This is a genomic window from Micromonospora sp. 050-3 (assembly GCF_046549335.1).
Classification (GTDB): domain Bacteria; phylum Actinomycetota; class Actinomycetes; order Mycobacteriales; family Micromonosporaceae; genus Micromonospora; species Micromonospora trifolii.
This window is the reverse complement of sequence record NZ_JAJPVX010000001.1, coordinates 1,222,442-1,241,872: the sequence shown is the minus strand read 5'-3', so window position 1 is coordinate 1,241,872 and position 19,431 is coordinate 1,222,442. Positions and strand designations below refer to the sequence as shown.

The following is a 19,431-nucleotide window of genomic DNA, read 5'->3' as shown; positions in this document are numbered from 1 at the left end:
TTCGGTGTGCCGCCGCAGTCGTGCTTAGGCGGGATGAGCGTGGGCGAGGCGCGCGTAGACGATGACATTGTCGCGGTAGTGCTGGGTGGTGTCGTCGAACTCGCCGCCGCAGGTGATCAGGCGTAGCGCCGCGTGGTCGGTCGCTCCGTACACCCCGGCGGTGGGGAAGCGGTCCTTGGGATGCTGCTCGACCTTCGTGACGGTGAACATCGCGGTGCTGCCGTCCTGACGGTCGACGGTGATCCCGGCGCCGACGGGTAGCTTGCCCAGGTCGAAGAACGTCCCGCGGCGGCCCTTCCAGTTGACGTGCCCGGCCAGCACGGCCGGGCCGAGAGCGCCGGGCGTCGGCGCCTTGGTGAACCAGCCCACGTCGGTGGCGCTGTCCGGAACCTGCATCGCGCCGTCCGCCTGCAGGCCGAGGGCGACGATGGCGGCGGTGGCCTTCAGCGATGGGATCGACACCCGCGTGGGCGGCGAGCCGGCCATCAGCGGTCCCGAGGTCAACTCACCCGGTCCGCTCGCCGGGACAGGCGACGCGTTCGCGGCTGGTGCCGCAGCGGACGCGTCGGGTCGGGGTGGGTCGCCGCTCCGGTCGGCGACTGCGACTGCGACACCGATCGTCAGGGCCGCCGTCACGGTGAGGATGCCGGCCGCCGCCAGGAGCGCGTGGCGCCCCCGGCGACGGCCGGCCGGCACTGGTGCGTCGCCGGTGTCCATCACGATCGCCGTCGGCTCAGCGCTCGCCGGCGAGCCGGCGACGCGCGACGACCGCACCGGCCGCGCCGAGCAGCGCGAGGCCACCGACGGCGTAGATCATCATCGGCGATCCGCCGGAGGTGCTGCCGTCGCCGGTGGCGACACCCCCTGCGGGTACGGAGCCGGCGGCCGCGCCGCTGACCATGCCGCACGTCGCGGGGTCGGTGGCCTCGGCGGGGATGCCGTTGACGCCGACGGACTTGGCGAACGTCGACTCCCCGAGCGCTTCCATGTCGTACTTGCCGTTCTTGTTGGCGTCGATGCCGTGCTGCACGAGGTGCAGGTCCTTCAGGTGCGCGATCGTGCCCTGGGGCAGGTCCGCGGCGGGGATGGTGCGCTCATAACTGAGGTTGCCCTTCGCGTCGGCCGTCGGCATCCGATCCACCGCCAGGCCGCTGGCCTTGGTCGTGTCCCCGGTGGTGGTCAACGAGATGAAGATGTCCCCGTACATCTTGAGGCCCTCTTCGGTGCTGACGTAGCCGTTGCCGTTGGCGTCGGCGGACTTGTCCGGGCAGTGGAAGTCCATGCCGTTCGCCGCGCCGTGCACGTGCTGGGCGTGCGGCGAGTTCGGCGTCATGCCCCTCGACCGGATCATGACCTTCAGGTCACCGCCGCTCGTGGCAGTCAAGGTGGCGGTACCGGTCGCGCCGGTCTCGTTGAGGTCCTGCAACTGGACCTGCACGCTCTCGTCGGCGTGCGCGACGCCCGGAAACGCGAGGATCAGGGCGGCCGCTGGCACGGTGAGCAGGGCTCGGGACAATCTCACAACAAATCTCCGTCTCCGCCTGGGTACGGCGTCGATGCTCAGGTGCTGTCGTGAGGGATTCGTCGCCTTCCGTCCAGCGGATTGGTCCCGGCCCCGGATTCTTTCCCGGACGGCCCCGGCTGGCCCGCGGTCCGCGACGGTGTCGCCCACGACGAAGGCTGGCCGCTCTACCTGGCCCGCTACGCCAACCTGTTCGTCGAGGACAACTGAACGTCGCCGGGGCTACTTCCCGCCGACGGGGCTCGTCTGGGGTTCCCGCCGGGTGCCGAACAGCGCGTACGCGAGCACACCGACGCCCACGCTGACGGTCATCACCGCCAGGTACCGGGCGAGGAGGTACTGCGCCGAGGGTCCGTAGCGGCCACCCGCAACGAGCCCGACGGCGACTGAGGCAAGGACCGCGACGCCGACGACGACCGCCCAGCGGGTCCGCCGCCCTCGGATCAGCGCCACGAGCGTGAGAGCCGCGGTGACCATCAACGCCAGCCAACCGGCGCACCACAGTGCGGTCGCCCAGTTGTGGCCCGTCTGAGCGTACGTCGATGCCACGTTGCCCAGGCCGACGACGGCACTCGGCCGGTAGGAAGCACTGTGCTGCGGCCGGATGAGGCCGAAAACGCTTGAGCTGCCATCGGAAACCGGATCGAGCATCGCCGCCCCGGTCAGCGACACGACGAGGGCGACGACGACAGTCAGCAGCAGGCCGGGATGGCGCACCCCGCGCCACGCCCGCGGCCGGGATGACCGCGCCGGGCCGACCAGCGCGAACCAGAGCATCGGCGGCACGGTGACCGCCAGTCGGAGCAGGAATCCACTGGGACCTTCGGCGCTGGCGTTGCCGTCGAACCACAGGACACCGCTACGCACCACACCGTGGTCGTAGACGGTGTCGCTGAACAGCGTGAGGAGTGCCTGGCCCAGCGTGAGAGCCAGGACCGCGGCCATCCCGGCAGCCCAGCGCCATTCCTGCGCCCGCGCAGCCGTGACCAGGGCGATCGCCGCGACGACCGGGACGACGGCGAGCACGTTGATGCCGGTGAAGTTGCGGGCGTCCTGGCCGACAATCACCATCTCGACGGCTTGGATGACAGCGATCAGTCCGACGGCCACCAGCACGGCGAACAACGTCGGATGCGCCACCGTCGCGGGCCACCGCACAGCCGTCGGAGACGCCTCCCCCGGCCGCTCATCCCGAACGCGCGGTGCGACTGCGGCTGGCTTCGGCGTGGGCTCTCTACTGGGCGTCGGTGCCGACGCTGGGGTGGATGCCGGTTCTGAGAAGGCCGTCGGCGCCGCTGCCGGAGTGCGCGCCCGAGCCGGCCGTTGACTCGGTACCGGGTCAAGACCCGGCGCGGGGACTGGGGCGGGCGGCGGGACCGGACCGGCCGTGCCACCCAGTGCTGTCGTCGCGGCCACCCGCACGCGCGCGCTGTCGTCCTCGTCGCGCAGACGACGCAGTTCGGTCGAGGCCCGCTCGGCGAGATTCGCGTTCGATCCGCCGCGAAGCCGACGCAGCGCGGTGACGGCCTCCAGTCGCAGGGCCACCCGCTCACTGGCCAGGTCGGCGAGCACCGCCTCGGGCAGAGCCGCGGGCCGGACGCTGCGGGCGACGGTCAGGCTGCCCTCGACGCCGAACGTCCACTTCATCGGCGTCTGACCCGGGGTCCGCTCACGGACCTGCCGGTAGGTGTAGTCGTAGAGTTCGTCGACCGAGATCTCGCCGTCGCCGCCAAGGTCCGCCTCGCCGGTTGCCAGCCCGTCGACCAGCGCTGTGGTGAAGACCGACGTGCCAGCCTCGGCGCGGGTCAGGTCGCCGCCCTCGAACGCGTACTCGGTCGCACTGGACGCGGTGAGCACGATCCGGCCGGTGCCGGTGTTGAACTCGTCGCCGATGTGGACGCTCCGGTCGGCGCGAGCGGCCACGCCCCGGTTGAAGGCGCCGCTGTAGCAGCAGTCCAATACCAGGATCACGCGCTTGGACTGGGTCTGCGCCAACTGATCGTTGACGAACGCGGCGGCAACCCCGGTCGCGCCCAGCGACGCCAGGTCGGTATCGCGCGCGGCGAGGTAGAGCCGGCCGTGCGGATCCTTGACGCCGTGGCAGGAGAAGTGCAGCAGCAGCAGGTCGTCGCGGTCGCGGTCGGCGAAGAAACCCGCGACCCGCCGCCGAACGGTGCGCTCGTCGGCGTCCATCAGCAGTTCGACGTCGAAGCCGCCGATCGCCGGGTCGCCGAGCACCCGGGCGAGCGCGTCCGCGTCGTGGGTCGGAGCGCGCAGGGCGGCGAGCGCCGGGTCGTCGTACCGGGCGTTCGCGACCACGAGTGCCCGCCGTAGCCCGGTCATGGGCCGGCCGGGTTGCGCCAGGAGCGCGGCCACGATCGGCGCGACGTCGCTGTCGGCGGCGACCTCCACGTCGACCCCGGCTACTGTCAGCCGCACTCGTCGGCGGCGGCCGGCGACGCGGGCGAGGCAGCCACGGATTGCCTCCACCACCTTTGTCATGGCCTCTACGGTCTGCACGGCGGCGACGATGAACGCGATTGCGCCGAGCAGCTCGATTCCGCGGGTGCCGTCGGGCGCGGCCCCTGTCGTCGTCTGATCGATCCGAGTGGCACCCGCCTCGGCCAGCGCGAACCGCAGCATCTCGGCCAACTCGTCGACGCCGTCTCCGCCCGTGCCGTCCTCGGCGGACACGACCAGAGAGAAGTCGGAAACGCGGGAGGCAGTCATGCAGACCTCGCCTGGAGACGGTGGGGACGCGTGAAGACAACGCGAAGCGGCGCCCGACAGAGCGTAGTTCTCGCCCGGTGGACGGCGTACCGCTGCTGCTGAATTCCGACAGGTTCGGGAGGACGGATCAGACGCCGTCGTCCGCTGTGGCGGCGCGCAGCTCCTTGAGCACGTACGTGGCTGCCTTCTCGACGACGCGGATGCCCTCTTTCTGGCTCACGTGATGGTCGGAGAGCACGGCGATCAGCCAGTCATGACGGGCCTCGACGATCCGCCCGATGCTGTTGACCAGCCAGCGACCCCCGTCGACATCAGCGGTGTCCCAGCCGTTCTTGACGTACTCGGAACGACTGCCCGGCTCCCGCGCGGCGGTGACTCCCCACCGCTGCTCGGGGATCACCTTCTTCATGAGGCCCATGACGAAGGTACGGTCCTGGGGGGTCAGCGGTCCCGTCGGCGACGTCAGCGCGGTCAGCAGCCGGAGCTGGTCGGCGACAGTGGTCGTGGTGAGTCCCCAGTGCGTGTTGGGCTTGGTCTCGCGCAGACCGAGCACGCGGTTGGCGGCGTTGAGCCCACGCGAGCCCTCGATCCGCTGCCACAGGGCCACCGCCGCGTCGTTGTCACTGGACACGATCATGGCCTCGGCCAATCGCCGGGTGCCAGAACCCAGGGCCTTGCCCGGCGGGTTCTGGCGCAGCAGAAGAGCCGCGAGAATGTTGACCTTGACGATGCTGGCGGTCTCGAACCGTTTGGCGCCGACCGTCACCGCAGCCGTTCCCTGTCGATCCAGTGCCGCGACCGCCAGGTGGCCGTCGTACCGCTGCACGTAGGCCTTGATCCGCGTTCTCGCCTGGTCGATCCGGTCGATGGCCGGCGTCGTGGGGATCGGACTGGCAGGGGAAGAACCGTGCGATGGTCCGGCCCCGTCGCCGTCGCGACCGCGAGTGGCGCCGAAGGCGGCCGTCGCGACGCCGGCCAGCGACATGGTGGCCGCGGAGATGACCCAGCGGCGCGGCAGCTGTCGACTCCGCTCAGCCAAGGCGGGCCACCGCCCTCGCCGCGATCTGATCCACCACGACCTGGCTGCCCGGATCGGTCAGGCGGACCGTCGAGACCGTCTCGCCTCGTCTCACCATCACGAAGTACGTGACGGTGTTCGGGGTGTCCGCATGCGCGATGCGACCTCGAATGAGCATGCCGGTGCCCTCCAGATAGTGCGGATCGACGACGTCGAACGAGACCTGCGATCCGAGGACCTTGTAGCTCGCGCACCGCAGGAGGACCCGACGGACGTCCTCGACGTTCCGCTCGGCCCATCCAGGTTCGTACGTCTCCACGACGTGGTGCGCCGGCGACGAGCCGTCAGACAGCCGGTAGTAGCGCTCCACGGCAGCGCGCCGATGCGACTTGGCCGGGTAGTCGCTGCCCTTGTAGTTGGGGCAGCTGTCCTGCTCCCACGGCCAGGACGCCAGACCGGTTCGCGCGTCGTCCTCATGCCAGTCCGCTCCCAGGTCGCCAGCCCCCAGCAGCGGGCTTGGATAACTCCGTTCCGCGTTTGCGGAGTGCAGCTCGTCGGGGCCGACACCGGACTCCCCCCGATGGCAGCCTGCGGCCATCACCACCAACGCCGACAGGACCGCCGGCACGACGGCGAGCGAACCTCGGCCTCTGCCGCGAATCCGGCCCCGGCTCGTCCTGCTGTTTGACACGGACACCGAAAACCTCCCCCAACACAGATACTTGCCACAGCAGGTGGCGCTTCAGCCGACGACGCGTGGTGGCACGTTCGTCGCCGCCGCAGCACCGGTGCGGCGGTTGCCGGCCGTCGGCTCAACACCACCGGGATTCGCCGCACCCTGGCGACAGGCGGGACCGGTCAATGGCGTTCCTCGGCGAACAGCTCGGAACGGGTCTCGCCGAGCAGCTCGCGCAGGCGGTTGAGGGAGCGCATGCTCTGGCTCTTGACGACGGCGGTGGAGACGCCCACAACCTCGGCGGTTGTCTCCACGCTCAGGTCGTCCCAGTAACGCAGGACGATGATCGCCCGATCCCGCAACGGCAAGGTCGCGACCGCGTCCAGCAACGTCATGCGCAGCTCGGCCGGATGTTCCTCGCTGCGCTCCGGCGGCGCCGACATCGCCAACTCGCGGCTGGAGCGACGCCGTTGCTGGTCGATCATGCAGCGCAGCAAGATCTTCCGGGCGTACGCGTGGGGGTCATCGGCCCGGCGGACTCGCCTCCAGTTGGCGTACACCTTGGCCAGCGTCGTTTGGGTGAGGTCCTGGGCGAGATGCCAGTCGCGGCACATCAGGAACGCGGCGTCGCGCAGCCGGCCAACTGTCGCCTGCGCGAACTCCACGAAGTCTTCGTCAGCCATTCGACCGGGCCAGCTTCGGGAACCTCTTGGCACCGCTGATGACGAACTCGGCCGGCAGTTTCGTCTCCCAGGTCGGGTTGGCGGCGATCTCGGTCGCCTCCCTCACGGAGAGGACGGGCGGTGCCGGCGAGGTTCCCTTGGCGTCCCAGGCCAGACAGGTGGAGATCATGAGATCGACCTGGAGGCCAGCGCGGTGGTGAACGGTGACCATCTGGGTCTGCACGCAGTTGTCGGGTACTTCGGTCAGCTCCACAGTCCCCGGGGCGGGGTCGCCGCCGAGGCGGTCCCGGTAGATGGAGAGCCGCAGCATGCCCGGTCCGTCGCCTCGGTCCAGGTAGAGCTGGACGTACGGCATGCCGGGGCCCGCCCCGCTGCTCTCCAGACTCGCGTAACCGCTCGTACTCCCCTTGGGCAGAAGCCGGGTCAGCAGTTCCAGCGCGCCCTGCGGCGTGGTGGTCAGCAGCTCACCGTCCGGCCCCGGCCCCATCCTCACGGTGTCGATCACCGTGGTCGAGGGAGTCGGCGACACTGACAGATAGGGGTCTCCTTGCTGCTCCTCGTCGGTGTCCTCTTCGAACCCGCCCGGGGCGCCATCCGGGGGCTCTGCCGGGGACGGCGTGGCGGTGTCTGCCGACCCACCCGGTAGAACCACGTTCGGCCCGCCGGGCTGACCGGCGTCATCCGCGCCGACACCGAGCGGCCCGGCGGCCAGGCCGATCACGAGCAGCATCGCCAACGCCGCTCCGCCGACGCCGAACTGCGCCTGGCGGCGCTGGCGGCGCAGTCGGCGGCCCTGCATCACCGACTGCTGGACCAGGTCACCCAACGGCGGGGCGGGGTGTAGGGCCAGGTCGTCCCTCAAACGCCCACGGACGTCGCCCATGTCCCTTATCCCTCCTCAGCCGGCCGCCCGCAGTGGCGATCCATCACTGACACGACGGGTTGGCCAGCCGATTTGGTTACCGCTTTTCGGCGTGAATTTTCAGCCACCCTCGTCGGTGGAACGCGGTGTCTTCAGTACGTGTGCGGCCACCTCCGTAGCGTGACGCTCCCCCTGTCAGGGGCGTTGCTGCGGGCGGCCCGATCAGCTGAAGCTGCTGGCGGTCCCGGCCCCCCTGCTGCGCGGGCGACACGGTCGGCTGAGGCGCAACCCGCAGAGCATCCTAGGAGGTTAGGTTGTCGACATGGAGGCGGCCGACGTCGACCGGTCGCGCCACAAGATCACCATCAACGGCGGCGTCGACGCTCCCCGGACGTGATTGACCTTCATCGAATCGGTTCCATAGGATGACCATCGATGAGGATCGCGGGTTGGAGTCGCGCCACACCAGCCGAGGCAGCGGCGCTGGCAGCACTCTTCCAGCGCACCGAGGCGGTCGCCCCTGTCGGCATGGAGCAGCGCGCTGAGGACGTCCGGAATCGACTGGCCACTCTCGGGCCGGACAGTGCCGGACGCACCCGAGTTGGCCGCGATGACACCGGCAGCGTCACCGCATACGGTGAGGTCGCCGACATGGGAACAGCGGACGACGTGCTCCGGATCCGCCTGACCAACGTGTTGCATCCCGACATCTCGGACGACGTCCGCGCAGAGCTGCACCACTGGCTCATCGACCAGGCGAAGCAGTTGCGGGACAACCGAGGATCGGCACAGGCCGTCCTCGGTATCCGGTGTGCCGAGAACGACCAGGCCGGCCGCGAGCTGCTGATCCGTGGCGGCTTCGCGCTGGTTCGGCACGAACGGGACCTCGTCCTGGCGGTGCCTGACGAGTCGCCGGCTCCCATGCTGCCGCCCGGTCTGGTGCTGACACCTGTCGACGAGCGCTACGACGAGCTGGCCCGGCTGGCCCACAATGAGGCCTACGTCGACAGCCCGGCAGCGGTTCGACCAGACCAGCTCACTTGGCCCCAGCACGCGACCGGACATCCGCGGTTCCTGCCCGACCTCTCCTGCCTGGTACTCGCCGAGGCCGACCGAAGCGACAATCCGGTGGCCGCCTTCCTCTTCGCGCTCGCCGACGGCAGCACTGACACGCCGACGGCGGTTCTGCACTGTCTGGGCACCCGTGCAGCCTGGCGGCGCAGTGGCGTGGCCACAGCGATGATCTCGCGGGTCCTGCACCGTGCGCGCTCAGCCGGCGTCAGACAACTACGACTCAAGGTCACCGACAGCAATCACCCCGCTCTGGCGCTCTACCGGAAACTGGGTTTTGTGGAGTCGGGGCAAGGGTTCGCGGTGCTGATGCGGCAGCTCACCCCCGAGGCCGACGAACAGCCGTAAGCCAAAACGGTTCGTCGACTCGCGCTCCGCGCCGCGTACGAAGGACACCACCAGGCCGGCGACCACCTGGAGCATCGTCTTCCGGACTTCGCTCTTCGCGCGCAGCCGGTCCTGCACCGGGACGCTCGCCCCGGCGAGATCGTGTCCAACAGTCACACCTGGCGAGGCGACGAACGCCGTGCCGAGTACGGCCAGTCCCGGGGGCCTCGCGCCCTACCGCGCTGATCCGTAACAGGCCCGAAACTACCGGTTGAAAACTCTGGAATTTTCTGCCAGCCTGGGAGCCATCGACAAGTGTGAACGTTAACAAGATCACTTCAGCACTGGAGGTGCTCCACCCGACCGTCAGGCCCACAGACCTGCCAGGTGACCACGTCCACCGCCGAACGAGCCCAGCGCCCGCAACCACTCCCCGACGGGCGACCGGGCCTCCACGTCACCACCCTCTACCCGCTGGCCAGGCAGCCCGAGCCGACTCCCATCCGGACGGACGCCTGACGGGGGTCCCGGCCCGCTCGGGCGGACTCACCATCGTGGCCGCCGCGACCCGAGCGCGGCCTCCCAACGGAACAACGACAGGAAGCTCCTACCCCACCACTGGAGGATCAGCATGGTCTCCCGGACCCGTCCCGTCGGACGCACCCGTCTGCGAACGCTCACATTTTCCGGAACAGCCGCGATAATTCTGGCCCTGGCCGTGTCGCTGCTGCCCAACCTGGCCCAGGCCGCCGAGACGACCCTCGGCGCCGCCGCGGCCCAGTCCGGCCGGTACTTCGGTGCCGCCGTCGCCGCCAACAAACTCAACGACAGCGCCTACACGACGATCCTGAACCGCGAGTTCAACAGCGTCACTCCCGAGAACGAAATGAAGATCGACGCGACCGAGCCGCAGCAGAACAACTTCACCTTCGGCAACGCGGACCGGATCGTGAACCACGCCATATCCCGGGGGTGGAAGGTCCGCGGCCACACCCTGGCCTGGTATTCGCAGCAGCCCGGCTGGATGCAGAGCATGGAGGGCACCGCGCTGCGCAACGCGATGCTCAACCACGTCACCCGGGTCGCCGGCTACTACCGGGGCAAGATCTACTCCTGGGACGTGGTGAACGAGGCGTTCGAGGACGGCAACAGCGGCGCCCGGCGCAACTCGAACCTCCAGCGCACCGGCAACGACTGGATCGAGGCGGCGTTCCGTGCCGCCGACGCGGCGGACCCGGACGCGAAGCTCTGCTACAACGACTACAACACCGACAACTGGACCTGGGCCAAGACCCAGGCCGTGTACAACATGGTGCGCGACTTCAAGTCCCGTGGGGTGCCGATCGACTGCGTCGGGTTCCAGTCGCACTTCAACGCCAACTCGCCGTACAACAGCAACTACCGCACGACGCTGTCCAGCTTCGCCGCCCTCGGGGTCGACGTGCAGATCACCGAGTTGGACATCGAGGGCTCCGGCACGACGCAGGCCAACACCTACCGCAGTGTGGTCAACGACTGCCTGGCCGTGGCTCGCTGCAACGGGCTCACCGTGTGGGGGGTGCGCGACTGCGACTCGTGGCGCTCCAGCGGCACTCCGCTGCTCTTCGACTGCAACGGCACCAAGAAGGCCGCCTACACGGCCACCCTTGAGGCGCTGAACAGCGCCACCCCCACCAACCCGCCCACCGACCCACCCACCGACCCGCCCACCAACCCGCCCGGCTCCGCCAGCGAGATAGTCGGCACGCAGTCCGGCCGGTGCGTGGACGTACCCAACGCGGCAACCACCAACGGCACCCGCGTGCAGCTCTACGACTGCAACAAGCAGACCAACCAGGCCTGGACCTACACCTCGGGCAAACAACTCCAGGTGTACGGCACCATGTGCCTCGACGCGGCAGGCACCGGCAACGGGGCTGCGGTGCAGATCTACAGCTGCCACAGCCAGACCAACCAGCAGTGGAACGTCAACTCCAACGGCACCATCAGCAGCGTGCAGTCCGGACGATGCCTGGACGTCTGGAGCACCGCCAACGGGGCCCAGATCCAGCTCTACGACTGCCACGGCCAGACCAACCAGCAGTTCCGTCTCGCCGCCCTGGGCGGTTCCACCCCGACGCCGACCACGACCCCGACCACGCCGCCGCCGACCGGCGGCACGTGTGACCTTCCCTCGTCGTACCGCTGGTCGTCGTCGGGTGCGCTGGCGCAGCCAAGGTCCGGGTGGGTGTCGCTGAAGGACTTCACCGTCGCGCCGTACAACGGTCAGCAGCTCGTCTACGCCACCACCCACGACACCGGCACCACGTGGGGCTCGATGAACTTCGGCCTCTTCAGCAACTACTCCCAGATGGGCTCGGCCAGCCAGAACGCGATGAACTCGGCGACCGTCGCGCCGTCGCTGTTCTACTTCGCGCCGCGCAACATCTGGGTGTTGGCCTACCAGTGGGGTGGGCCGGCTTTCTCGTACCGGACCTCCAGCGACCCGACCAACCCGAACGGGTGGTCGTCGCCGCAGACGCTGTTCAGCGGCAGCATCTCCAACTCGAATACCGGTCCGATCGACCAGGCCGTCATCGGCGACGACCAGAACATGTACCTGTTCTTCGCCGGCGACAACGGCCGGATCTACCGGGCCAGCATGCCGATCGGGAACTTCCCCGGCAGCTTCGGCTCCAACTACACGACCATCATGACCGACTCGACGAACAACCTGTTCGAGGCCGTCCAGGTCTACAAGCTCCAGGGCCTGAACAAGTACCTCATGATCGTCGAGGCCATCGGCGCGAACGGGCGCTACTTCCGATCGTTCACGGCCACCAGCCTGGGTGGTACGTGGACGCCGCAAGCCACGTCCGAGAGCAACCCGTTCGCCGGCAAGGCCAACAGCGGCGCCACCTGGACCAACGACATCAGTCACGGCGAACTGATCCGCAGCAACGCCGACCAGACCATGACCGTTGACGCCTGCAACCTGCAACTGCTCTACCAGGGGCGATCCCCCAGCTCCGGCGGCGACTACGGCCTCCTGCCGTACCGGCCGGGCCTGCTGACGCTGCAACGCTGACGACCGGACATCCCCGGGCGGGCGGGCTCGGCACCACACCGAGCCCGCCCGTCCCGCACCCACCCCACCACCACCAGGAGGTACCGACAGTGCGAGGACACGGACACCACCCCCCACCCTCAGCGGACACCCGCCCAGCCCGGGTGTCTGCCCGACTTCGGGGACGGGTGGTCAAGCTCGCCGCGGCCGGGATCGCAGTCGCAGTCGGGTTGTTCACCATCACCGTGGCGACCGGGTCGGCGTCGGCCGCCGACAACCCGTACCAGCGGGGCCCGGACCCCACCCAGACCAGCGTCACCGCCGTGAACGGCCCCTTCGCCAACACCTCGGTCAGCGTCCCGACCGGGTACGGCTTCAACGGTGGCCGGATCTACTACCCGACCGACACCAGCCAGGGCACCTTCGGGGCCATCGCGATCTCACCGGGCTACACCGCGTTGTTCTCCGCCGAGTTGGCCTGGATGGGACCGTGGCTCGCCTCCCACGGCTTCGTCGTGATCGGCATCGAGACCAACAGCCGCAACGACTTCGACACGGCCCGAGGCACCCAGTTGCTCGCCGCACTGGACTACCTCACACAGCAGAGTCCGGTCCGCGACCGGGTCGATCCCAACCGGTTGGCGGTCGCCGGTCACTCGATGGGCGGCGGTGGCGCGTTGAGCGCAGCCACCCGGCGCCCGTCGCTGAAGGCAGCGGTCGGCATCGCGCCGTACTCGCCGTCGTCGAATCTGGCCAACGACCGGGTGCCCACCATGATCTTCGCCGGGCAGGCGGACACTGTGGTCACCCCGTCCTACGCCACCGGCCTGTACAACAGCCTCCCGGCCACGACGGAGAGCGTCTACGTGGAGGTCGCCGGCGCGGACCATGGCTTCATGGTCGGACGGTCGAACCCGGTGATGGTCCGGACCATGCTGCCGTTCGTGAAGATGTTCATCGACAACGACACCCGGTACAGCCAGTTCCTCTGCCCATTGCTGAACTCCAGCGGCGTGGTCACGTACCGCAGCACCTGCCCGTTGCTGCCCTCGACGCCGACCACCCCGACGCCGACCCCCACCGACCCGCCGACCGTTCCACCAGGCGCCGCCAGCGAGATCGTCGGCACGCAGTCCGGCCGGTGCGTCGACGTACCCAACGCCGCGACCACAAAAGGCACCCGGGTCCAGCTCTACAACTGCAACAAACAGACCAACCAGGCCTGGACCTACACCTCGAACAAACAACTCCAGGTGTACGGCACCATGTGCCTCGACGCGGCAGGAACCGCCAACGGCGCTGCGGTGCAGATCTACAGCTGCCACAGCCAGACCAACCAACAGTGGAACATCAACTCCAACGGCACCATCAGCAACGTCCAGTCCGGACGATGCCTCGACGCCTGGAGCACAACCAACGGAGCCCAGATCCAGCTCTACGACTGCCACGGACAAACCAACCAACAGTTCCGGCTCGCCGCCCTCGCGCGTTGATCACGGACTCTGCGCACCACCTGTTCGACCCTGTGCAGGGCGAGATCCAGCACACCTGAAACGGGCGGACCCGCCGTCGCGCCGGGTCCGCCCGCATCACGTGGCCGGAGGGCGGCGACGCCTGGTGTCTCGCAACAACGTCAGGGCGATGACGAGAAGGCCGAGTAAGGCGACGACGGCATTGGCGGTCGTGAGGAACACCTTCTCGCCACGGGTGGCGTGGTGGAGGTGGGTCAGGTGGAAGAAGAAGTGGGGTATGGCGAAGGTGGAGAACCCCGCCGCGGCGGGGATGGTGAAGGCGGCTCGGGGTGCGATGAGCGCTATGCCGAGGACGACGGCCAGGCCGAGGGTGGCTCCGCCGAAGTCTCGCGCGTAGTGGTCGCTGAACGGCGGGGTGAGGGTGACGGTCGGGAAGTTGTTGTAGAAGCTTTCGGGGAAGACCTGGTTCCAGAACCCGACAACGAGTTCGTCGAGGAAGAGGACGGCCAGAGCGATCCGGATCAGCGCGGTCAGCACAGCGTCCCGACCGTCTGTTGACGTTGCCTGCGGTGCCGCGGGGGTGGGTGACCGGCCTTCGTTCATCGGGTCCGTCCGGTGGCGTTCTGTGCTGCCGGGCTGGCCAGCCACTGGTCGAAGGTCTGTGTGCCCCGCGGACCGGGGCCCGTGGGCAGCAGGCCACCTCCGGCCATGGCTCGACCGGTCGCTCCCGGAAGGCGGACGGGCACTACAACGCGGTGACGGCCGCGGGTGCGTAGCAGGCGACGGGCCATGTCCGACATGCGCAACTGTTGCGGGCCGGCGATCTCGGGCGCCCGGCCGGCCGGGTCTGCCAGGGCGAGGTCGACGAGACAGTTGGCGACGTCGTGGGCCCCGATCGGCTGCATGAGCATCTGGGGCACCACCGCGATCGGGCCGGGAATGGTGGCGAGCATCTGCGCGGCCAGCTCGTAGAACTGCGTCGAGCGGAGCACCGTCGCGGGTACCGCACTGTCCAGGACGAGCTTCTCCTGGCGTCGTTTGCCCGCGTAGTAGCCCCAATTCACCCGATCGGCGCCGACGACCGACAGCGCGACGTGGTGCCCGACCCCGGCGCGCTGGCCTGCGCTGAGCAGGTTGGTTGTCGCCGTACCAAAGAAGTTCTCCGATTTCTTCCGGTTGATCGTCGACACGTTGCTGACGTCGATCACGACCGGTACGCCGGTCAGCGCCTCGTCCAGCCCGGAACCGCGGATCAGGTCTACGCCTGTGGAGCGGGCCAGGATGACCGGCTCGTGGCCGGAGGCCCGTACGGCGTTGACGACGAGACGTCCAACCCAGCCGGTCCCGCCAGCTACCGCGATACGCACTGAGCTACCTCCCGATCTGCGTTCGCCGCAACGCCGCGGTGGCGCGTAGCCCGGACCGGGGGCCGGGGTGAAAGGGGGATCAGCCACTGTGATGTCACTGTTGGTTCTACCTCTCCGAGACTTCTCGTCCTGGAATTGACTGCGCAAATAGCCCTAAAGGGTGGAGCCCTCACCTGTACCAGTGCGCTTGCCGGCGGTGTAGACACCGCGTGAGAGCGTCAAGATCGCGAGTAGGAGAGCGAGTACGGCTGCACCCGAGGCGGCGTACAACGCGACGACTCCGCCGTGTGTGAGACGGGCCCGAAACGGATTCGCCGCAGAGTCCGCCGCAGCTTCCGCTCCCACAGTGAACTCCGCCGTGCCGGCCACCGGGTGTCCGTCGGTGAAGGTTGCTCGCCAACTGATCTCGTACCAGCCGTCAGGCATGTCCGCCCTCACCTGATGGCGCAGCGTTGCTCCGCGGATGACCGGCCGACCGCCTGCCCAATCCGTTCCCGTGTGGTCCATCACTGTGACACTGCTGTCAGACGTGATCTCGGCGGCGAACACCACCTCGACCCGTTGCGGGGCTTTGGCGAGCGCGGCACCGGCGGTCGGCGTGATCGAATGCGTCGCGCCGTGCGCGTACGCGGGCGCGGGCGTGACCGCCAGCGGGAGACCGGCAGCAAGCGCGACCGTGACGATCAGTCTGACGCTACGACGAATGCGAGGCGCCCGACCGGCGTCTGACTTGTCGGTCACGCGCGCCGCAACGCTTCTCTTCATGGCGTGCTCCCCTCCGCCGCGAACGACCGCGGCGTCTGCGAACAGGACCGAGCGGCCCCCCGATTCGTGACAGCAGAGGCCGCAGCCGGGACCGTGTGTCACGAATCGGAGACCTGCTCGGTCCCTACCTGGTGACACTCACCCACCACCGGTACAGCGCAAGGAGCGACGATCATGACCGCCATCATCCGCATCGCACTGGCGATCTTGTTTCTCGACAATTTCGTGGTCGGAGTCTGGAACGCGATCTGGCCGGCCAGCTTCTACGCGAACTTCCCGACAGTGGATCTCACGCCGCCGTTCAGCGAGCACTATGCGCGGGACTTCGGTACGGCGTCACTGGCGATCGCCCTGCTGCTGGGCATCGCGGCGGTCAAACCCAAGGCCCACTTCGTCATCCCTGCCGCGGCTGCCTATTCGGTCTTCGCGCTGCCCCATTTCTTCTATCACCTCACGAACATGCAGGGGGCGACAGTAGGTGAGGCAATCCTCCTCACCACCGCGAACGCGGCCGTGGCGCTCATCGGCCTGGTGATCATCCTGCTGACGGCGCTACGAGACCGTTCGGCGGCTCGGCGCGGCCTCGCCTCGGCTCGGGCCGCCCACTGATCCTGCTGCGCCAACCACTGGGAGAGCCGATGGTTCCCGAACCCCTGCGGCCACTGCGGTCAAACGCGCTGCCCAGCGCGTTCTGCGTCGTCGTCGCCGAACGACGCCTCCTCAAGAACCTCGCGTACCACCTGCTCGGTTCGGTCGACGCCGCCGAACACGCGGTACAAGCGACCTACACCGTCTGGTACACGACGCCTGACGACAAACAGGACGGCGTCGACAGTCCCTTTACCTGGCTCGTCGGCACACTCGTGCAGATCTGTATCCGTCTGCTCGAATCGTCGCCGACCCAAGCCGCAGGCCATACGGCCGGTCAGATGCTGTAGTACGGCCCCGCAGGGGTACCTGTGTCACTGGTGCTCCACGGACAGCAGCGATATCGGCGGCAGTTCGAACTCACCCGCACAATCAGGGATGGAAGCGACGAGGCGGCGGCCATGGCAGGGCAAGGAAAAGACGGGGCACTGGTCGACGCGTTAGCGGTGTTCGACGCGGTCCGTCCGCGGCTCTTCGGCATCGCCTACCGGATGCTCGGCAGCGTCGCGGAGGCGGAGGACATCGTGCAGGAAAGCTGGCTCCGGTGGCAGCAGACCGAACGCAGCGACGTACGGGACCCGATCGGGTTCCTGGTCACGACGACTTCTCGGCTCGCTCTGAACGCCGCGACGTCGGCTCGCGCCCGCCGCGAGCTGTATCCCGGACCGTGGCTACCCGAGCCCGTCGACACCTCCGCCGACCCGATACTCCAGGCCGAACGCAACGAGTCACTCGAACTCGCCGTGCTACTCCTGTTGGAACGGCTCACCCCGGCCGAGCGGGCGGTGTACGTGCTGCGGGAGGCGTTCGACTACCCATTCCGGCGGATCGGCGAGGTACTCGACGTCAGCGAGGCATACGCACGACAGCTCGGCCACCGCGCCCGCACGCACCTTGCCCGGCAGCGGCGCGAACCGGTCGGCCACACCGATCGCGACCGCCTGCTGCATGCTTTCCTCGCCGCAGCCCGCTCCGGTGAGCTGACCCAGCTCGAGGAACTGCTCGCCGAAACGGCCATCTCCTACGCCGACGGCGGCGGCACCGTCCGGGCCGCCCAGCTACCCGTCGTCGGACGTGACAACGTCGCGCGTTACCTCCTGGGACTGATCCGGAAGTTCGGCCGCGACCTCTCACCCGAGATCGTCGAATCCAACGGCCAGGCCGCGATCCTCGTCTCGCGGCCGGGGGCAACTGTCGCTCTGGTCACCATCGACGCCTCACCCGCCGGGATCGAACGAGTGTTCATCATCCTCAACCCGCAGAAACTAGCCCAGTTCCAGCGGTGACCGTCGGCACCGGTGCCTGCCTCGTCGACGGCACGTACGTCGAGGTCGATGGTCTGGCGCGTGAGTCGTCGCCGAAGCTGCCGGTGCTGGTCGCACGAATGGGATCGTTGCTGAGTGACGAAGTCGCTTGACCTGCATCTGGAGTTCGATCGGAGTGCGGGTTTCCCGGGTCGCTCGCTGGAGAGCGCGTTACGGGAGAGCATTCGAACGGGCCGGCTGCGGGCCGGGTCGCGCCTGCCTGGAAGCAGGAGCCTGGCCGCCGACCTCGGCGTGGCCCGGGGCACTGTGGTGCAGGCGTACGCGCAGCTGGTGGCGGAAGGGTGGCTGCTGGCGGCAACCGGCTCGGGCACCCGGGTCGCGGACGTGGTCCATGATCCGCCCGGCTCGCGCCGGCAACCGCAGCCGTCGCCCCCGGCCGGGCCAATGATCGAGTTGCGGCCGGGGATTCCCGATCTCGCGTCGTTTCCCCGCACGGCCTGGGCGGACAGTGTCCGCCGGGCGCTGACAACGGCTCCGCACGGCACGCTGGACTACTCCGAGCCGACCGGCCTACCCGGTTTGCGGGCGGCGGTGGCCGGCTATCTCGCGCGCACTCGTGGAGTGCTCTGCGACAAGGATTCGGTGGTCATCACGGCGGGCTTCACCCAGGGCCTCTCCCTGCTGGCGCGGACGCTGCACCGGCGGGGAGTACGTGCCATCGCCACCGAGAACCCCGGTCTGGCCCATCACCGCATGGTGCTGCGGGCCGCGGGGCTGACAGTCACCCCGCTCAGCGTCGGCCCAGGCGGGGCCGACCCGGACGACGCGGCGGGTCAGGCCGCGCTGCTCACCCCGGCGCACCAGCATCCGACCGGGGTGGTGCTCGCCCCACGGCACCGCTACCGGCTCATCGCGTGGGCACGAAAGCACGACGCGTTCCTGATCGAGGACGACTACGACGGCGAGTTCCGCTACGACCAGCGGCCGGTGGGCGCCATGCAGGCGCTGGCACCGGAGCGGATCGTGTACGCCGGCAGCACGAGCAAGTCGCTGGCGCCGGGCGTACGCCTGGGCTGGTTCGTCGTACCCGAGCCACTGCGTCGCGAACTGACGACGACGATCGTGGAGGCCGGCGCCGCAGTCTCCGCGATCGATCAGCTCACCATGGCCGACCTGCTCACGCACGGCGACTACGACCGGCACATCCGCCGCATGCGCCTCACCTACCGGCGTCGCCGGACCGAGCTGGCCGGCCGCCTGGCCGAGGTGACCACCACTGCGTTGGAGGGCATCGCTGCCGGCGTGCACGCGCTGTTACCGCTGGCTTCCGTGGCGGAGGAGCGCTGGTTGGTCGAGGCCGGGCGCCACGAGGGACTGCACCTGATCGGCCTGCACGGCAACGGGTACTGGCACGATCCGGCGGATGAGCGGCAGGCGGCGGCGCTGGTCCTCGGATACGCGGCGCCGCCGGCTCATGCCTGGCAGGAGGCACTGTCCGGACTCTGCCAACTGGTCCAGCAGACCGGTCGCCAACCGGTCCATCCTGTTGGTCCGGTCGGGGATACGTTCGATTCATGCAGACCATGAAGATCGGAAACAACGAGGTCGTGCTGCTGGGCACGGCCATGCCGCCGGAGTTGCCGGAGGGCTCGCATGTGATGACAGCGACGATCGAACTGCCGCCGGGCGACCCGGGCACGCCGCCACACCGGCACTCCGGCCCTGTCTTCGGCTACCTGCTCGAGGGCGAGATGATCTTCGAGCTGGAGGGCGAGCCCGAACGGGTGGTCAAGGCCGGTGAGGCGTTCTGGGAGCCCGGCGGCGACGTCATCCACTACCGGTCCGCCAACAACCTGCCCGATCGGGTGACCACATTCGTGGTCGTGATGGTGTGCGCGCCCGGCCAGGAAATGCTGGTGCTGGTGAGCCCCGAGGAGCTCGAACAGCGTAAAGACCGCCGCTCATCGCGGCCGAACTGA

At 68.8% G+C, this 19,431-nt stretch carries 20 protein-coding genes; 10 read left to right on the top strand and 10 right to left on the bottom strand.

Annotation, left to right across the window (positions count from 1 at the left end):
• Window positions 1-24 precede the first annotated feature (24 nt).
• Both ACLJOK_RS05735 and ACLJOK_RS05730 read right to left on the bottom strand, forming a co-directional pair.
• Window positions 25-717: a class F sortase gene (locus ACLJOK_RS05735; RefSeq protein ID WP_410816601.1), complete on the bottom strand. Its 693-nt coding sequence runs from the start codon at window positions 715-717 to the stop codon at window positions 25-27.
• A 16-nt stretch (window positions 718-733) separates the two neighbouring features.
• Window positions 734-1,522 carry a hypothetical protein gene (locus ACLJOK_RS05730; RefSeq protein WP_410816600.1) on the bottom strand — a complete coding sequence of 263 codons (789 nt, stop codon included), beginning with the start codon at window positions 1,520-1,522 and terminating at the stop codon, window positions 734-736.
• Between the two features lie 81 nt (window positions 1,523-1,603).
• Between ACLJOK_RS05730 and ACLJOK_RS05725 the strand changes: the two genes are divergently transcribed.
• Entirely contained in the window at window positions 1,604-1,732 is a 129-nt protein-coding gene (locus ACLJOK_RS05725; protein WP_410816599.1) for a hypothetical protein, read from the top strand.
• 12 nt (window positions 1,733-1,744) lie between these two features.
• On the opposite strand, the gene ACLJOK_RS05720 is transcribed toward ACLJOK_RS05725, so the two are convergent.
• From ACLJOK_RS05720 to ACLJOK_RS05700, 5 genes are all read right to left on the bottom strand, one after another.
• Window positions 1,745-4,252: a caspase, EACC1-associated type gene (locus ACLJOK_RS05720; RefSeq protein WP_410816598.1), complete on the bottom strand. Its 2,508-nt coding sequence runs from the start codon at window positions 4,250-4,252 to the stop codon at window positions 1,745-1,747.
• Between the two features lie 127 nt (window positions 4,253-4,379).
• Window positions 4,380-5,291 carry a serine hydrolase gene (locus ACLJOK_RS05715; protein WP_410816596.1) on the bottom strand — a complete coding sequence of 304 codons (912 nt, stop codon included), beginning with the start codon at window positions 5,289-5,291 and terminating at the stop codon, window positions 4,380-4,382.
• A complete protein-coding gene (locus ACLJOK_RS05710; RefSeq protein WP_410816595.1) occupies window positions 5,284-5,898 on the bottom strand; it encodes a hypothetical protein in 615 nt (204 codons plus the stop codon). The genes ACLJOK_RS05715 and ACLJOK_RS05710 overlap by 8 nt, the downstream gene beginning before the upstream one ends.
• A 230-nt stretch (window positions 5,899-6,128) precedes the next feature.
• Window positions 6,129-6,629, bottom strand: coding sequence for a SigE family RNA polymerase sigma factor (locus ACLJOK_RS05705; RefSeq protein WP_145792748.1), 501 nt, complete (start codon window positions 6,627-6,629; stop codon window positions 6,129-6,131).
• A complete protein-coding gene (locus tag ACLJOK_RS05700; RefSeq protein WP_410816594.1) occupies window positions 6,622-7,512 on the bottom strand; it encodes a hypothetical protein in 891 nt (296 codons plus the stop codon). The genes ACLJOK_RS05705 and ACLJOK_RS05700 overlap by 8 nt, the downstream gene beginning before the upstream one ends.
• 414 nt (window positions 7,513-7,926) lie before the next feature.
• On the opposite strand from ACLJOK_RS05700, the gene ACLJOK_RS05695 reads away from it, so the two are divergent.
• The 3 genes from ACLJOK_RS05695 (at window position 7,927) to ACLJOK_RS05685 (ending at window position 13,428) form a co-directional block, all read left to right on the top strand.
• Window positions 7,927-8,910: a GNAT family N-acetyltransferase gene (locus ACLJOK_RS05695; protein ID WP_410816593.1), complete on the top strand. Its 984-nt coding sequence runs from the start codon at window positions 7,927-7,929 to the stop codon at window positions 8,908-8,910.
• 610 nt (window positions 8,911-9,520) lie between these two features.
• Window positions 9,521-11,956 carry a non-reducing end alpha-L-arabinofuranosidase family hydrolase gene (locus ACLJOK_RS05690; RefSeq protein WP_410816592.1) on the top strand — a complete coding sequence of 812 codons (2,436 nt, stop codon included), beginning with the start codon at window positions 9,521-9,523 and terminating at the stop codon, window positions 11,954-11,956.
• Window positions 11,957-12,099: 143 nt separating this feature from the next.
• The gene (locus ACLJOK_RS05685) at window positions 12,100-13,428 is read left to right on the top strand and encodes a ricin-type beta-trefoil lectin domain protein (RefSeq protein ID WP_410816591.1); all 1,329 of its coding nucleotides are present in this window, start codon (window positions 12,100-12,102) and stop codon (window positions 13,426-13,428) included.
• A gap of 96 nt (window positions 13,429-13,524) precedes the next feature.
• Here the strand turns inward: ACLJOK_RS05685 and ACLJOK_RS05680 are convergent, their stop codons facing one another.
• From ACLJOK_RS05680 to ACLJOK_RS05670, 3 genes are all read right to left on the bottom strand, one after another.
• Entirely contained in the window at window positions 13,525-14,010 is a 486-nt protein-coding gene (locus ACLJOK_RS05680; RefSeq protein ID WP_410816589.1) for a hypothetical protein, read from the bottom strand.
• Window positions 14,007-14,774, bottom strand: a complete 768-nt coding sequence (locus tag ACLJOK_RS05675; RefSeq protein ID WP_410816588.1) for an SDR family oxidoreductase — start codon at window positions 14,772-14,774, stop codon at window positions 14,007-14,009. The genes ACLJOK_RS05680 and ACLJOK_RS05675 overlap by 4 nt, the downstream gene beginning before the upstream one ends.
• Before the next feature lie 153 nt (window positions 14,775-14,927).
• Window positions 14,928-15,539: a copper resistance protein CopC gene (locus ACLJOK_RS05670; RefSeq protein ID WP_410816587.1), complete on the bottom strand. Its 612-nt coding sequence runs from the start codon at window positions 15,537-15,539 to the stop codon at window positions 14,928-14,930.
• A gap of 174 nt (window positions 15,540-15,713) precedes the next feature.
• Here ACLJOK_RS05670 and ACLJOK_RS05665 point away from each other — a divergent pair, with 174 nt between their 5' ends.
• The 6 genes from ACLJOK_RS05665 (at window position 15,714) to ACLJOK_RS05640 (ending at window position 19,431) form a co-directional block, all read left to right on the top strand.
• Window positions 15,714-16,148: a hypothetical protein gene (locus ACLJOK_RS05665; protein WP_410816585.1), complete on the top strand. Its 435-nt coding sequence runs from the start codon at window positions 15,714-15,716 to the stop codon at window positions 16,146-16,148.
• 29 nt (window positions 16,149-16,177) lie between these two features.
• Window positions 16,178-16,477 (top strand): sigma factor, encoded by a 300-nt coding sequence (locus ACLJOK_RS05660; protein WP_410816584.1) that lies wholly within the window; start codon window positions 16,178-16,180, stop codon window positions 16,475-16,477.
• A 111-nt stretch (window positions 16,478-16,588) separates the two neighbouring features.
• Entirely contained in the window at window positions 16,589-17,473 is an 885-nt protein-coding gene (gene sigJ, locus ACLJOK_RS05655) for an RNA polymerase sigma factor SigJ (protein ID WP_410816583.1), read from the top strand.
• On the top strand, window positions 17,470-17,604 hold the full coding sequence (locus ACLJOK_RS05650) for a hypothetical protein (protein ID WP_410816581.1): 135 nt from the start codon (window positions 17,470-17,472) through the stop codon (window positions 17,602-17,604). The genes sigJ and ACLJOK_RS05650 overlap by 4 nt, the downstream gene beginning before the upstream one ends.
• Window positions 17,588-19,039: a PLP-dependent aminotransferase family protein gene (locus tag ACLJOK_RS05645; RefSeq protein WP_410816579.1), complete on the top strand. Its 1,452-nt coding sequence runs from the start codon at window positions 17,588-17,590 to the stop codon at window positions 19,037-19,039. The genes ACLJOK_RS05650 and ACLJOK_RS05645 overlap by 17 nt, the downstream gene beginning before the upstream one ends.
• Window positions 19,027-19,431, top strand: a complete 405-nt coding sequence (locus tag ACLJOK_RS05640) for a cupin domain-containing protein (RefSeq protein ID WP_410816578.1) — start codon at window positions 19,027-19,029, stop codon at window positions 19,429-19,431. The genes ACLJOK_RS05645 and ACLJOK_RS05640 overlap by 13 nt, the downstream gene beginning before the upstream one ends.